The following is a 15,346-nucleotide window of genomic DNA, read 5'->3' as shown; positions in this document are numbered from 1 at the left end:
CCACGTCGTATCGGCCTCCCGGCAACGTCGGTTGCGGGTAGAGACCGTCGCGCCTGGCCTTGTCGAAAGCGGCCGGCGACAGCGCGGCCATTTCCGCCGCCTCTATTCTGGTGAGAGCGCGTCGTTCAACCGTCCCGGTCCTGACCTTCCTCGTCACCGCGCATTCCTGCCTGGTTAGGGAAAGCGGACCACGCCGCGAAGCGCGTCTGCCGATACTTTGGCGGGGGCGGCGTCGCCGTCGCGCGTCGTGCCGATCACCAGCCCGCAGCCCGAGTAGCTGCGCTGGGCGCCAACGAGAAAGCGCTCAGGCCATTTTGCGAGGTCCGCCACGTAGAGGACATCCCGCCGATCGATGAAGACAGCGAACTCGATGAAGCCTCCGACCGCGGCCTGGTACGCGCAGAGGCTTTTCTCGATTTCGAACTCCCGGATTTCCTTCTTGAAGGGGTCGATGATCAGCGCTCTCATCCATAACTCCATTACAACCTAATTCAGGTTACAAACAGGGCGCGATTTCAGGTCGGCCGGAGCCTCCTAGGAGCGTTAAGGAGTGGATTGTAACCTGTTCTAGGTTATACTGGGCCATGCCGTCCTGCAAGGCCGCGGCGATGCGAATAGTTAACGACTGACCGGGGGCCCCGACTTGCGACGCGACTGGAAGGATGACGCCCGGGCGGCACTGGATAGCTTGAGCACCGTACCGCACGGAGAGAGGGAGAAGGAGATGCAGCGCATCGCCCTCCAGCTCAAAAAGCACAAGGATACTACAGCTCTTCGTCGCTCCATTTTCGCATACGAGTTTTGGCGGAGCTTGGCCGATCCCGAACCCGTGCTCCACGCCCACTTGGCGGACGCGCCGCTGTCGATCGTTGAGGTGATAGCCAGATGGTATACCTTTGACCGAACCGGTGCACGGGAGGCGGTCGAGAGGTGGTCCCGCGGAGTTGGCACCGTCCGCTCGATCACCGACGAAATGCAAGCCCGCCGGCCAAAGGGCTTTTATGGCCGAACTGGCTTGGCCTTTGAGCGAGAGTACGCAGCGGCTGCGGAGCCGGGCATCGTCGAGGCGGTTAGGCTTGTGATAGGCAGGCCCGTCTCCGTTGTCGCGAAAGGCCTCAAGTCGCCAGGTGGCGTTTCCGTCGACTTTGTCCTCGCCACCAAGGACGGAGAGCCGACAAGCATAGCAGTGTTGATTGTCGGGCCGTACACGAACGCAAAGAACTACATCACGAAGAGCGCCGACTGGGTTGGGCGCGCATATGGACTGGCTTGGCTATACGACGTGGTCGTACTGGCAGTTCCAAGCGAGACCGCCGTGGCCGATTTTGACGCGAAGAATTCGGCCATGCGTCGGGAAATCGCCGAGCTGAAAACATCGGACCGCAAAGCGCCTCAGGTGCTGGTCGCTTCGCTTTTCGTGGACCCGTTTTCAGAAGAGGACCACGGGGCGCTGGCGCGTTTGAGCCCCTAGAGCGCCGGCCGGAACACAGAGCGTTCGCCAGGGTGATGTGCGCCTCCCGAAAGCTCTCAATCAACGGTAGCTTCCAATTCGGCGGCACCGTGCTGCCCGAGTTGTCCGGCGCCGGCGCCGGCGCGCAAGCCAACGGCAACGGGGCCGAGTTCGCCCGAGCGGTTTGCAAAACGCTGGTAAACTATTGATATCGTGGAGCGCAAAACAGCGTCGGTTTGCAAAATAGTGTAAGAAAATCTACGAGTAGATCAGACTACGAATCTGAGGGTCGGACGTTCGAATCGTTCCGGGCGCGCCATTTTCCCACCATTCGGTACAGAGCCGCGAACTCTTGCAGAGCTCTCGTATGGATCGGTGCCTATTTGATCCCCGATCGGCATCTGAGGTTGTCGTCGACGCCGACGCCTCAGCGGATCATAGTCTTCCGCTCCGCTCCGTCCCGCCTGGGCACCAGTTCGACCGCCAAAAGGGTTGGCTGGAGCAGGACGGCGAACTCTTCGAGCGGTAGCGGCGGAGAAAAAATATAACCTTGCGCCATGGTGGCGCCGTTTTCGGCCGCGAACCGAAGGTCTTCGGCCGTTTCGACGCCTTCTACGACCGTTTCGAACCCCAATTCGTCCGCAAGTCCGAGCGCCAGGCGAAGGATCGTCTGCTTTTCGCGGTCTCCCGCGACACCCGCCACGAGCGTGCGATCGAGCTTCACGGCGTCGAAGGGGAGCCTCGCCATCGTCGAAAGATTCGAATAGCCGGCTCCGAAATCGTCCATTGCGAAGCGTATGCCCAATTGCCTGAGCAGGCTTATTCGCTCGCGCACGACATCAGGATTGCGCATCGCGACCGACTCTGTGATCTCGATCTCGAGGTTTGGCGGCGGGAAGTCGGCCTCGCGAACGGTCGTGATGATATCCCTGATAAACAGCGGGTCTTCGATTTCCGTCGCCGCGACATTTACGGCGAGCACGAGGTTCGAGCCGGCCCGGATCAAGCCCCCGATTTCGGCGAGCGCGCGCCTGAGCACGAAGCGGTCGATCTCCATGATGAGGCCGATCTCTTCCGCGATCTTGATGAAGCGCTGAGGAGGAATGTCGCCCTCCTTCGGGTGATGCCAGCGCGCCAGCGCCTCCACCCCTAGGATGCGGCCATTCGCGCAGGACACCTTGGGCTGGTAGTGGACAACGAGCTCTTCATTGCGGATCGCCAGGGCGAGATCGGTTTCGAGCGCATGGCGGGCACGCGCGACCTCTGCGAGATCCGGAGTGAAGAACGCGTAGGTATTGCGTCCCGAGCTCTTCGCGACGTACATCGCAAGGTCGGCGCGGATCAGGAGATCGTCATAGGTTGTGCCGTGGGTGGGACAGATCGCAATGCCGATGCTGACGCCGATGGTTGCATGGTTGCTCTGGAGCTTGAAGGAAACCTGCAGCGTCTCGATCATCTCGCGGGCACTGAGGCTCGCGGCCTCGACCGTCTTCACCCCAGCGATGATGGCGACGAACTCGTCGCCCCCGACCCGGGCGAGCAGACATTTGCCGGCAGCGCCCTTGGTCATCAGCAAATTGCTCAAGCGCTCGGCCACCATCCTGAGCAGCTCGTCGCCAGCCTTGTGCCCGAAAGTGTCGTTGATCGATTTGAAGCCATCCAGGTCGAGGAAGAACAGCGCTGCGCCCTCTTCCGCGCCGATGAGCGCCGGCGCATCGACGCGCATCTTCTCCCGATTGGGAAGGCGGCTCACCGTGTCGTAGAAAGCGAGCTGGCGAATTCGTTGAGTGCTGGCCCGCAAATGCGTCAGCATTCGCTCGAATGCGAGGCCGAGGCCGCGGACCTCGCCGATGCCCGTTGCGCGGAATTGAACGTCGAGATTGCCACCCGCGATTTCCTGGGCGGTCTTGGCGAGCGCTGAAAGTCCTTTCGTGAGGTGCCTCACGGCGGCCAATAGCGCGACGACCAAGGCACCGAGCGCCAGCGCCGCGGATGCCAGGAACTGCCACATCAGCGAACGCGTATGGGATGCGCCGATCTGGAACATCTGATCGCGTGTCGTCGTCACCAGCGATGCGCTCGCGAACGTACACACCTTGAGCGTCGCCTCGTAATCGACACAGCGCGCGACGTAGTTGCCGTCATCCGAGCGCTGCAGCCCGGTCAAACGCGTCCTGGCGCCGCTGAATCTCACCCCTTCAGGCCCCGCGGAAGACACGATCTCGTTGTCACCCGTGATGATGACCACGCCGGCATTGGCTAGCGAAGTGAAGTTCTCGAGAGTCCGTTCCGTGCGGCCGAGCGGTCGGATGGCGGCAAGCGCGCCGATGAGGTCGCCGAAGTCGTCGAACACGGGCTCGATCGCGGTGTGCGCTATGGTGTGGCGCTGCGGCAGGCCGAGCGCTGACAATTCACGCAATTTGAACTCATTGATGCCTTCCTCACCCCGCGGGTGCGAGCGGCTATTGTCCTTGAGGATCGCGTTGAGATTGACAGAGAGAGCGGTACTCTCGAGCGCCCGGTTGAGCGCGAGGAGGTCGAGGGGCGTGTTGGCGCCGATCACGCGACCGGTTTCGTCGAAGGCGATCAGCCTTTCGAAGCCGGAGGTCGAAGCAACGATGCTGAGCAGCTCGCGGATAGTCACATCGTTGTTCGAGGCGACCGCCTTGGCGACATCGGCGCGCTGAGCGATCTGACGCAGGCGAGATGCGGTTTCTGCGCCCAGGACCTCGATTCGCGCTCGCGCCAACTGCGCCTCGCCGTCGAGGCGATGAGCGAGCTGGTCTTCTGAGAGTTCACCCAGTGCCCCAGCCTGATGCCTCAGTTGCTGCTGCAGGCGTAGCGCCGTCAAGCCGCCGATGAGGCCGAGCCCGAGGACGCCGGTCGCGAGCACGACGGCAACAAGGCGCATGGCGATAGACGAGGGGAAACTCGGAATCCCGGACGGAACGGCCCAACGACGCCAGCGGGGCGGCGCCCTCGATGCCTCTGCCATATCCGGGTCAGTCGCCACCACCGCCAGCACCCTGAACTTATGGGGGCCGGTCAATGTCGCTCATTGAGGCCCCTTCCAGGCACCAACCTTAGGCGAGTGGAATACCCAAAATCGTCAATTTGATCGTCTATTTGTGGCCGGTTAATTAGCAAATGGTTTTTTTAAACCGTCAGATTTTGTGCTTTTCACTTTCTGTCCGCCACGGATGATTCCAAAAGGCACGGCGTTGCGACAACAGATGGTTTAGGTTTCTTTGCCAGATTGCGCACCTCGTGCTTCGAAGGGGTTTGCCATGGCATTTTCGAGGATAACGGCGGCAATTTTGGGCCTCTGCCTTGCGGGGGTGAATGCCGCTAGCGCCGAAACACGCAGGCTCGACATCGTCGGGACCGGAGACGGCATCGATGTCCTGCGCGTCATCGCCGCGAGCTTCATGCAGCAGGAAGGATCGCCACAGATCGAGGTCCCGCCGAGCATCGGTTCTGGCGGAGGCATCGCGGCCGTGGGGTCCGGCAAGGCGATCTTAGGGCGCGTCGCACGCCGCCTGACCGACGCCGAAGCGGCTTCCGGCATCGTCTACAAGGAGATCGCCCGCCTGCCCTCGGCTTTCATCGTCCATCCCGGTTGTGGAGTGAGTGCCGTCACAAGCGATCAGCTCGTTGCGATCTATTCGGGCCGCCTCGCGAATTGGAAGGAGCTTGGCGGCGCCGATATGCGCATCCGCGTCGTGCGGCGCGAGGACCAGGACAGCACTCTCACCGTGCTACGGGCCAGCATGCCCGGCTGGCATGATCTCGAGATCACCGAGAAATCGAAGACGGCGACGACCACACAGGAAGCGATCGAGACGGTTCGCGATGTTCAAGGCGCGATCGGCTTCGGCCCCTTCTCGCGGCCGTTGGAACAGGGGCTTACAGTGCTTCGCGTGGACGGCCACTACCCGACCGACGCGAATTATCCCTCGAGCGCGGTGCTGGCGCTGATCTATTTAAGCACGTTGCAGGATCCGGACGCCTTGGCCTTTCTACGCTTTGCCGATACCCAGAAGGCGGCCGACGTCATCACCAGCCTCGGTAGTCTGCCCGTCAAGCCGTGAGCCGCCGGCGCTGCTAAGCTCGGCATCGGCTCACAGACCGGGGCGATGAGGCTGCTCCCGGCTTCGCCATAGACGGGTGATCTTGTCCATCAGCGATGGGGTTTGAGAGCTCGGCAGGAAAGGATCGGCGTAGCATTGCGCATTGGCCGAGCGTGCCTTGTTCTTCACGATATCGACGAGACCAACGGGGCCGGCGACGTAGACCGTATCCTCCAGCCCGAGCAGGGGCAGGTAGTGCGATGGGCGCCCAGGCCTGATCGGTAGGGTAGATCCGACCTCCGTCGTCGCAATGACGTCGCGGACACCGTCGTCGATCAGCCACTGCAACGAGGGAAGCATATAGAGGTTATCGGCATCCCGGCTGCCGGCGACGATCGCCATCTCGCGGTTGCGCTGGGTCGAGCGCGCCGAGCGGGCCAGCGCCCAGATCGGGGCCCAGCCTGCTCCGCCGGCGACCAGCACCAGCGGCCCCTGGCCCTGTCGCAGATAGGCTTGTCCGAAGGGGCCTTGCACATGTGCCGCATGGCCGGGCCTGATGGCCTTGCCGATCTGCCCCGACACCGTGCCGTCAGGCAGGCGCCGGATGTGGAAGACGAGTTCGACTTGCTTGAAGGAGCCATCGAGTCTGAAGGTCGGGCTGAACTCGCGCGCAGGATAGCCGGAAAACTTGACGCGCACATATTGGCCCGGCCGAAACTCGAGCGGCGCTGAGGTCGTCAGCACGACTTCGGCGATCTCTGGCGAGAGCTCGTTGATCTCGGTAACGGCGCACGCCCGCTTCATCGGTAGCGGCAATTCTTCGAATTCGATCTCCGCATCGCCTGCGACCGCGGCCTGGCAGGCGAGCACAGTGCGGCCATGGCCCGAGCCGCCGTCATCGACCGAGCCCGAAACGACCGTCACCCGGCAGCTCTGACATTGTCCCGATCTGCAGTCGTGTGGAATGAGGATCGAGCCGCCGAGCGCCGCGTCGATCAGGCTTTCGCCGGCGCGGGCTTCGACGAGCTTGCCGTTGAGGACGAGCCGACAATGCGTCTTCATCGCGAGGCCTCTGGGCGCCGCGAATTTCTGCGAGCAGGCCGCTGCTCGCCGCGCCGGAATGCGATGCGCGGTTGAGGGCGAAGCGATGCTTCAGCGCAGCCGCGCCGTAGTGGCCTCCGGTCGAGCACGTCGCTCCCCATGAGACGCCTAGTTCTGCGTGACGACACGCACCGGGCGGTTATGGCTCGCATGCCGCGTCTGTGCATGGTCGAAGACAGCGACCCACATGTAGAGATCGTGGGCTGGCACGAAGGCTTTGTCATATCGGCCATCGCTTTTCATGTTGCGCGTCAGCTCGAGCGTCCAATGTCCGTTGCTCCATTTTGAAACCCCGGTGACATTGGCCCGCTCTCCTTCGTTGTCGCCGGCAATAATCACGCCGGGCAGGATCGTGCCAACGGGAATCCTCGCGTCGGCCTCTGGAGTGTAGGGTTCGCTCTCCCCGTCGAACATGTACCAGCGGCCGTTCTCGTCGTCGCTGCTGTCGGGATTAAGATCGAATTTGCTGAGGGCCGCGACCTGCGCCTTCCAGTCCTTGGGAAGCCGCAGAACCGTGACGGGTCCCTTGTCGTTCCTGTGGATGAACTTGAAGTTATACGAATAAAGAGCGCGACCAGGCTTGTTCCAATAGCCGCCCTGGTAGCGGGCATCGTAATTTTGCTCGTCCAAGGTCGGGGCGTAGGGCGGGCCGATATATTGGCTGTCGACACGCCCGAGCATGCCCCCGCGCGACGCCTTCCACTGCCACATGTCTATGTAGCTGGCATCCGTTGTGTAGTGGAAGCCCCGGCCGTTGATCGGCATCGGCTTGCCGGGCAGCGGGTTGGCGCCCAGATCCGTCGCGCCTGCGCCGCCGAGCGATGGATTATCCGAGAAAATGACCGCCAGTTTATCCTCGTAGAAGTCGACGGCGTCTTGCAGGCCCGCACGCTCGTCGAGGACGTGCCAGCCATCCTCTTTCTTGATGATCGGAATGCGGCGCAGGGAGCGCGTGGGATCTTCCCAGCGGAAGGCGAAATAGATCTTCTGCCCGTCGTGCAGGGCGCGCACCTCCACGAGCGATTCGCCCGATCCGCCGAGATTGGCACCCTGCTGCGTGCGGATGAAGACGGGGCGCGCGCGCGACCAGGCGGGATCGCCCATGGCGCCGTCCAGCTTGGGCGCGTCGCTCATCCGGGCGACGACGAGCGTATCGCGCGTCGCCCAGTCGAGCCCGGCGACGCCGCACGCGACTGCCACCCCGATTGCAGCGGCGACGAGAAGAGGCCTCGGCCGCACGGCCTTCGTGATCGCGAGCGGCGCCGGCCGAAACACGCGGAAAATCTGCTGCCAGCCGCCATAGAGAAAATGCGCGACGACATGCGCGAAGATATAGACGAGCGCGACGAAGGCGGCGGTCGAGTGGAGATAAGCCCACCAGCCGCCATAGCCGAGATACATCATCACGCCCGTCCCCGTGAGGAAGATCACGAGCGCATAGACGAACCAGTGCAGGATGATGTTGACGGCTCCCCATTTGAGGCGAGCTGGAGCGCGCATCGCGAGGATCCGCGTCTTCTTGGGGCTGTTGCGCTCGACGAGGCCGCTGCGCGCGAGGTAGGCGACGTAGGCCGACCCGCAGAAGAAGACGGCGAGTCCCGCGAGGAAGTGCCAGGAAAAGATCTCGCCCTGCGGCAGGACCGGAGCGAGCCATTTCGAGAAGGGGGCGCGCAGCGCGTCCGCTGCGATGCGTATGCCGGTAACGAGGCTTACGACGAATGCGAGCGCGGTCGCCCAATGGAGCGTTATCGTGCCGACATCCGTGCGTGGCGGGCTTTCGCCAGTCTTTGTTTGAGCGAGGCTTCTCTCGGTCAAGGCGTCGGCGTTCGTTCGAGCGGTGACATTGTTCAATTGCATAAAGCTTACCCACGCTAAACCGGCAAAGCTACAGCGTCCGCTTTTCGCTTCCCAGAAAAGCGGGCAGCTGCGAACAAGCTACCTCCGCGATATCATAAGCAAGTTATCAAGTCTGGCGAGATTGCTCGTTTCGCGACAATTCGTCCCCGGTCGGCCGTCCCTTGGACATTCGAGAAGGCGTGAGCATCACGAGGTTTCTGCTGGTGGGCAGTTTTGCTCCCCCTCGGTGACACCCTGCTGGTCGAAGGCGATCAGGCGGCTGTTGGCGATGGCAACGCGGTGGGTGTAGCGCGACAGATCGGCGAGCATGGCCTCGGGCCCGCCGAACGGCCGCTTTGCGTGGACGACCCACTCCGCTTGCGCAGTGGCGCCAGAAAGGCTGCGAGGCATTGAGATTTGGCGAGATGGGCGTGGTCGCCGGCGGATCGCTAAACCACGTCCGTCATAAACTCGGCGGAAGCCGTTGGGGGGCGTAGGTAGCCTCAGTGAGTCGATCCTCCCCAGTAGCTTGAATTTATATAACAATTTCAATTATATACGAGCTCGCGGTTTTGTTCTGAATGGCGCGCCATTTGCGGTGGTAAGTTGTCCCATGCGTCCTATCGATCGTCTGTTCTCCTGCCTCGCCCTGTTCCTTGCAATCGCAGCCGTTCCGGTCGCTCCCGTGCGCGCGGCCGAAACCTGCCCGTTCATCAGCGCCCAGGAGCTCGCCCGTGCGATGCCGGCGCTCAAATGGTCACTGATTTCAAATCAGGACGGTCGCGGCTGCATCTACCAGGCCGGGCGCGGTGACACGATGATGCTGACCGTGTTCCGCAATCCCGACAAGGACCGCGCCGGGGAATTGTACGCGACCTTCGTCAAGACGCTCGGCGAGCGCATGCCGCTGAACGCAGTCGCCGGGATCGGCGACGAAGGCCAGGGCGGAACGAGCGCCGCCGGCGCGCAGCGCCAGGAGGCCTCGGTCGTCGCCTTGTCCGGCGACTACATCCTGCAGATCAGCGTCTATCCGATCGGCCGGCGTGCCGACGATGCGCTACTCGGACCGATCACCGAAGCCGCGCGCGTTGCCATCGGGAATGTAAGCAAGAGCAGCGAGCGGTTCGGCAATTGCGAGTGGCTCACGGCCGCGGATGCCGACGGCTTTCTCGACAAGGGCACGCTGACGGTCCAGCGGACCGGCGCGGGCAGCTGCATGATGTTCGATCGCGAGGCCAACACCATGACCGTCGCGGTAATCGCGATCTCGCGCGACACCGTCGTCAGCATGATGAAGCGCACGGGCCCGTGCAAACACGTGGCGATACCCGAGCTCGGCAGTGAAGCGTTCGGCGAGCATTCCTGCACCAAGGGCAACGGCAACGCCGTCAACATCTATGTCTGGAAGAACGGCAGGCAGGCTTCGATCCTGTTCGCGCCGGTCAAGCCGCATCCTGAGTCCGGCACGGTCGAGCGCCTGAAGGCGGTCGCCGGGCGAGTCTATGGAAAACTGTAACGGCGCCGCGCGACAGCGCCGGCGCCCGCGCCTGTGGCTCGGCTGGATAGAGCGTCAGACTGCGCACAGTGGCACAGCGAAACAATAGTGCCCATCTTCATCGGCCGTGGCGCGCCATTCCGCTTCGTTTGCGATGCCGCCAATCAATTGTGGCCTTTGCTGCGCTTGCCTTGGCCTACGGGATCCTTGCCACAACGTTGGGCCGGTTTTTCTCGAGCCAGGCGACGGCCTCGGGTCCATCGACGACGCACTCGAAGGTTTCCCAGGTCGGGTCCTCCAGGGATTCCGATTGCAGTCGCTTCGCCGCATACTCAACGAGGTCGTGCAAGCCTTCGTATCCACGTCGGTGCTCGAGGGATTCTGCAATCGCCGTGCTGGTCCATCCTCGTCGAGCCAAATCGATGATGCTCGGAGCATCAGCCTCGTTGAACCACGGTGTGGCATCGAACTCGATACAGCGGACATTGTCGGCGGTATGGCACGTGGCGTGAATCATTGGATTCCTCCCTCTAGGCTTTGACCAGGTCCCCCAGCAAGTTCGCGGCCACCATGAGCTTGGCGAGCGTCAGGCCGCCGGCGGCAATCTCCTCGACCGCGCGGCGGATGCGCGTCGCCTCGGGATGAGCCGCAAGCCAGGTCTCCACAGCCTGCTGACCGGATTGGCCGGTTGCCAGCATATCCGCGGTCAGGCGTCTTTCGGCTGCCGCGATCAGTTCGACGGCGCGGTCGATGGCCAGGCGTTCGAAATGATCGCTGACCGGCACGCTGCGCGCGGCGGCGATGATGCGGTCGAGACGGAAATTGGCCTCGGTGGCAAAGAACGTCGCAGTGGCATCGCGGATGCTGCGGCCAGTGCGCTCGGCGACCGTCACGATGTCAGGCGCCGAGACCAGGGCGTCGAGGTCCGCCAATTCGCCCGCGAGGCCGGTCGGGACGCCGGCATCGGTCAGCTCCTGCCGGCGCTTGCCGCGCGCGGCTTGCAGGTCCGGCGGCAGGGCGTCGTCGAGGGAGGCTGCGATCTCGCGGACGGCCGGGCCAAACCGGGCGTTGATCGCGCTCAGCCCATCCTTGAAATCGACATTGCGCACATACCAGACCATGCGGGAGAGCAGGAGATCCTGGATCGTCGCGTAGAGGCTGAGCTGCAACTGCCCGTCGATACGTGTGTCGAGCGCGTCGATCGCGTCGTTGAGTCGCCTGAGCTCGTAGATCGCGTCCACCGCCACCTGCGCCATGACGATGGTCGAGATATCGGCGTCGGTCTCGTCGGTCAGGCGCACGATGCAGGCCGGGCCCCCGCGGTTGATCACGGCATTGACGAGACTGGTCGCGATGATCTCGCGTCGGAGGCGATGGTGCTCGACCGCGGTCGGGAATTTCTCGAGAACCTCGCGCGGAAAATACAGCGACAGTCTGCGGGCGAGATAAGGATCATCCGGCACGCCGGTGAGGAGCAGGTCTTCGTAGAGTGTCAGCTTGGCGTAGGCGAGCAATACGGCGAGCTCCGGCCGTGTCAGGGCCTGGCCGCGCCTCGTGCGCTCAGCGATCGCTGCATCGTCGGGCAGGAATTCCACGGCACGGCTGAGCAGGTGACGCTGCTCGAGCGACTGCATCAGGCGGGTGAGGAAGCCGGTCTCGGCCACGCCCTTGCGTTCGGCAAGCGAGAGCGCCAGCGTCTGGAGGTAGTTGTTGCGCAGCACCAGCGTGCCGACTTCATCGGTCATCGCGGCGAGCAGGGTGTTGCGGTCAGCCGGGCTGAGGCGTCCCTCGCGCTCGGGGCGCGCCAATGCAATCTTGATGTTGACCTCGACGTCGGAGGTATTCACGCCGGCGGAATTGTCGATCGCGTCGGTGTTGAGCTTGACGCCCGTCTGCGCCGCTTCGATGCGGCCGCGCTGGGTGACGCCGAGATTGGCGCCTTCGCCGATCACCCTGGCGCGAACCTCGGTCCCGGTGATGCGGATCGGATCATTGGCGCGGTCGCCGGCCTGATCGTCGCTCTCCGCCGACGCCCGGATGTAGGTGCCGATGCCGCCGAACCACAGCAAGTCCGCGCGCGCCTTCAGGATCGCCGTCATCACCTCGAACGGTGTGGCCTGCTCCTTGTCGAGATCGAGCAGGGTGCGCACTTCCGGTGCCAGTGGGATCGCCTTGAGCGTGCGCGAGAACACGCCGCCGCCCTGCGAGATCAGCGTCTTGTTGTAGTCCTGCCAGCTCGATCGCGGCAGGTCGAACAGGCGCTTGCGTTCGGCGAAGCTGATCGAGGGATCAGGCGAGGGATCGATGAAGATGTCGCGGTGATCGAATGCCGCCACGAGCTTTGTCGCCGGCGAGAGCAGCATGCCATTGCCGAAAACGTCGCCGGACATGTCGCCGACGCCGACCACGGTGAAAGGCATGGTCTGAATGTCGGTGCCGAGCTCGCGGAAGTGGCGCTTGACCGCTTCCCAGGCGCCGCGCGCCGTGATCCCCATCTTCTTGTGGTCGTAGCCCTGGCTGCCGCCGGAGGCGAAGGCATCGCCGAGCCAATGGTTCTTCTCGGCCGAAATCGCATTGGCGATGTCGGAGAAGGTGGCGGTGCCCTTGTCGGCGGCGACGACGAGGTAGGGGTCGTCGCCGTCATGCCGCACGGTCAAGTCGGGCGGCACGACGACGTCGCCGTCGAGATTGTCGGTGAGTTCGAGCAGCGAGCGAACGAAGATGCGATAGGCTTCGGTGCCCTCCGCGAGCCACGCCTCGCGATCGGAGGGCGGCGGCAGCCGCTTGGGCACGAAGCCGCCCTTGGCGCCCACCGGCACGATCACGGCGTTCTTGACCTGCTGTGCTTTCACCAGGCCGAGGATCTCGGTGCGGAAATCCTGCGGCCGATCGGACCAGCGCAAGCCACCGCGCGCAACCTTGCCGAAGCGCAGGTGAATGCCTTCGACGCGGGTTGAATAGACGAAAATCTCATAGAGTGGTCGGGGAGGGGGCAGGTCCTCGATCTTGCGCGCGTCGAACTTGAAGGAGATCACCGGGCGCGGATGTCCGTCCCGGCCGACCTGCCATAAATTGGTGCGGATGGTCGACTGCACCAGATTGGTGAAGCGGCGCAGGATGCGGTCTTCATCGAGCGAGGCGACGGATTTGAGCTGCTCCTCGATCTCGGCAAGCAGAGTTGCCTCGCGCGCCGAACGCTCGCGATCGGTCAGGACGAGGCGCGGATCGCGGCGGGCCTGGAACAGCGCGACGAGGTTGGCTGTGATCGCGGCGTTCTTGCGCAAGGTCTCCCACATATAGTCCTGGGTGAACGGAGCGCGGATCTGGTGCAAATAGCGCGACAGCGCCCGGATGGTCGAGACTTCCCGCCAGCCCAGGGCCGTGCGCAGGATCAGGGCGTTGTATCCGTCGGATTCGGCGCGATCGGTGACCACCGCCATGATTGAGGCTTCCAGGCGATGGCTGAATTCCCGGCTGATCTCGATCGGCTGGCCGTCGCTGGTCTCGATCGTCATGTCGTGCAGCCATACCGGCTCGGGCCTGTTGCCGGGCACGATCTGATAGGTGCGTTCGTCGACCACGCGCAGGCCGTGATTTTCGATCACCGGCACGCGATAGGACAGCGACAGCGGCGCGGCATCCGAGAACACCTTCAGGCCGAAGCGCCTGGGATCGTCCTCCTCGAAGCGGTGAACCGAAATCGTCACCGGGCGGGCCGGCGTGAGCTTCTCGATGGTGGCGATATCGGCGATCGCCTGTTCCGCCGTGGACACCTCGGTATAGCCGCCGGTAAAGGCCTGGGCATAGCGATTGGCGAGCATGCGCGCCCGCATGCCATCGGTCGACGCAGCTAGCGCGGCCTTCAGCTTGTCGGCCCAGGTCGCGGCAATGGCGCTGATCCCGGCTTCCAGCGCGGCGCGCTCGACGGCGGGAGTCTTACCTTCATAACGTCCGATGATGTAGTGGACGCGCGCCAATGCTCCTTCGGGGAAGGATACGTAGGAGGCCGACAGCGTCCCCCGGTAGGCCTGCGCTAGGAAGTTGGCGACGCGCGTGCGCACGTCGGTGTCGTATTTGTCGCGTGGAATGAAGACGAGGATGGAGACGAAGCGATCGAACTTGTCGACCCGGGCCAGCGCCCGGACGCGGGGGCGCTCATAGAGGATCAAAATCTCCATGACGAAATTGAAGAGGGTGTCGACGTCGACCTGGAATAGCTCGTCGCGCGGATATTCCTCGAGCATATGCATCAAGGCCTTGCCCGAATGGCTGTTCGGGTCGAAGCCGGCGCGCTGGAGCACCCGTGTCACCTTGTGGCGGATATAGGGGATCTGTCGTGCCGAGCGCGTATACGCGCCCGAGGTGAACAGGCCGACGACACGCAATTCGCCCTCGAGCCGGCCGTCGGGCGCATAGAGCTTGATGCCGACATAATCCATCCGGATGCGGCGATGAACCCGGCTGTTCACATTGGCCTTGATGACGATCAGCAGGGTCGGCTCGCGCATGAACTCGCGAATTTCCGATGTCATCACCACCATTTCGTTGCCGCGGCGCAGGACCTTCGCATCGGGATCGCGCAGGATGCCGAGGCCCTCGGCGGTCGTGATGTCGTCCGACCCATCGCTGTCGGGCGAGAAGCGATATTCGCGCACGCCGAGAAAGGTGAAATTGTCGGCGCACAGCCATTGCAGGAACTGATTGGCCTCGGCGACCTCGTCGATCGGCAGCGGCGGCGGATTGGACGAGAAAGTCTTGATCGCGTCCTCGACCCGGTCGCGCATGGCGCGCCAGTCGACGACGCAGGCGCGCACGTCGCTCAACGTCCTGGTGAGGCCGTCAATCAGCCTGTCGCGGTCAGCGTCGGCGTCCAGGCGGGTGATGTGGAGGTGAATCAGGCTCTCTCGCGCGCCCTTTGCTCCCTCCGGGAGGGCTTCACCGTAGAAGTGCAGCAGCTTGCCCTGGTCATCGCGCTCCACCGCGATGATGGGGTGAGCGACGAGGGTGACTTCGATGCCCTGCTCGGCGATTTCCGCCATGGTGGAATCGAACAGGAAGGGCATGTTGTCGTTGAGAATTTCGAGCACGGAAATCTCGCGCCCATCCGGCATCATCGGATTGACGATGCGGATATCGGCACGACCGGCCGTGCGCCGCTGCACGTGCTCCCAGGCTTGCTCCGCCAGCAGGGCAAGCGAGGAGGCATCGTAGTTGGCGAGATCCTCGCTATTGGTGTAGCCGAACAGAAGCTCGGCAAAGGTCCGGGGCGCCTTGCCCGGCTGCACGCTTTGCGCCGCGTCGTGGATCAGAGTTGCCCGGGCCTTGTCGTCGCGCCATGCCATAGCGTCCTCCATATCCCGGCCGACGAACCGCAAGTGCGGTCAGGCGTTGTTT

General features: G+C 63.4%; 9 protein-coding genes, 1 tRNA gene and 1 pseudogene. 4 read left to right on the top strand and 7 right to left on the bottom strand.

The features are described 5' to 3' along the window. Positions 1 to 174: 174 nt before the first annotated feature. Positions 175 to 468, bottom strand: a complete 294-nt coding sequence (locus BJA_RS40635; protein WP_063921562.1) for a DUF3846 domain-containing protein — start codon at positions 466 to 468, stop codon at positions 175 to 177. Between the two features lie 256 nt (positions 469 to 724). Between BJA_RS40635 and BJA_RS40630 the strand changes: the two genes are divergently transcribed. Both BJA_RS40630 and BJA_RS40625 read left to right on the top strand, forming a co-directional pair. Beyond that, positions 725 to 1,471, top strand: a complete 747-nt coding sequence (locus BJA_RS40630) for a hypothetical protein (protein WP_011090724.1) — start codon at positions 725 to 727, stop codon at positions 1,469 to 1,471. Positions 1,472 to 1,678: 207 nt separating this feature from the next. After that, positions 1,679 to 1,769 (top strand) — tRNA-Ser (locus BJA_RS40625). Between the two features lie 108 nt (positions 1,770 to 1,877). Here the strand turns inward: BJA_RS40625 and BJA_RS40620 are convergent. After that, a complete protein-coding gene (locus BJA_RS40620) occupies positions 1,878 to 4,499 on the bottom strand; it encodes a bifunctional diguanylate cyclase/phosphodiesterase (RefSeq protein ID WP_236842152.1) in 2,622 nt (873 codons plus the stop codon). 238 nt (positions 4,500 to 4,737) lie between these two features. Between BJA_RS40620 and BJA_RS40615 the strand changes: the two genes are divergently transcribed. Further along, entirely contained in the window at positions 4,738 to 5,541 is an 804-nt protein-coding gene (locus BJA_RS40615; RefSeq protein ID WP_011090722.1) for a PstS family phosphate ABC transporter substrate-binding protein, read from the top strand. Positions 5,542 to 5,571: 30 nt separating this feature from the next. Here the strand turns inward: BJA_RS40615 and BJA_RS40610 are convergent, their stop codons facing one another. The 3 genes and pseudogenes from BJA_RS40610 to BJA_RS40600 form a co-directional block, all read right to left on the bottom strand. Next, positions 5,572 to 6,582 (bottom strand): 2Fe-2S iron-sulfur cluster-binding protein, encoded by a 1,011-nt coding sequence (locus tag BJA_RS40610; protein WP_011090721.1) that lies wholly within the window; start codon positions 6,580 to 6,582, stop codon positions 5,572 to 5,574. A gap of 147 nt (positions 6,583 to 6,729) precedes the next feature. Then, positions 6,730 to 8,478 carry an ethylbenzene dehydrogenase-related protein gene (locus BJA_RS40605; RefSeq protein WP_011090720.1) on the bottom strand — a complete coding sequence of 583 codons (1,749 nt, stop codon included), beginning with the start codon at positions 8,476 to 8,478 and terminating at the stop codon, positions 6,730 to 6,732. A gap of 225 nt (positions 8,479 to 8,703) precedes the next feature. Further along, positions 8,704 to 8,897: pseudogene (locus BJA_RS40600) on the bottom strand (transposase); the annotation flags it as partial. Positions 8,898 to 9,070: 173 nt separating this feature from the next. Here BJA_RS40600 and BJA_RS40595 point away from each other — a divergent pair. Further along, a complete protein-coding gene (locus BJA_RS40595; protein ID WP_038966084.1) occupies positions 9,071 to 9,973 on the top strand; it encodes a hypothetical protein in 903 nt (300 codons plus the stop codon). 175 nt (positions 9,974 to 10,148) lie between these two features. Here the strand turns inward: BJA_RS40595 and BJA_RS40590 are convergent, their stop codons facing one another. Further along, the gene (locus BJA_RS40590) at positions 10,149 to 10,469 is read right to left on the bottom strand and encodes a hypothetical protein (RefSeq protein WP_038966087.1); all 321 of its coding nucleotides are present in this window, start codon (positions 10,467 to 10,469) and stop codon (positions 10,149 to 10,151) included. A gap of 13 nt (positions 10,470 to 10,482) precedes the next feature. Next, on the bottom strand, positions 10,483 to 15,306 hold the full coding sequence (locus BJA_RS40585; protein WP_011090718.1) for an NAD-glutamate dehydrogenase: 4,824 nt from the start codon (positions 15,304 to 15,306) through the stop codon (positions 10,483 to 10,485). Positions 15,307 to 15,346: the final 40 nt, after the last annotated feature.

Source organism: Bradyrhizobium diazoefficiens USDA 110, assembly GCF_000011365.1.
In the GTDB taxonomy this organism is placed as follows: Bacteria; Pseudomonadota; Alphaproteobacteria; order Rhizobiales; family Xanthobacteraceae; genus Bradyrhizobium; species Bradyrhizobium diazoefficiens.
Note: the sequence above shows the minus strand (reverse complement) of the source record. Positions and strands in the feature narration are given on the sequence as shown.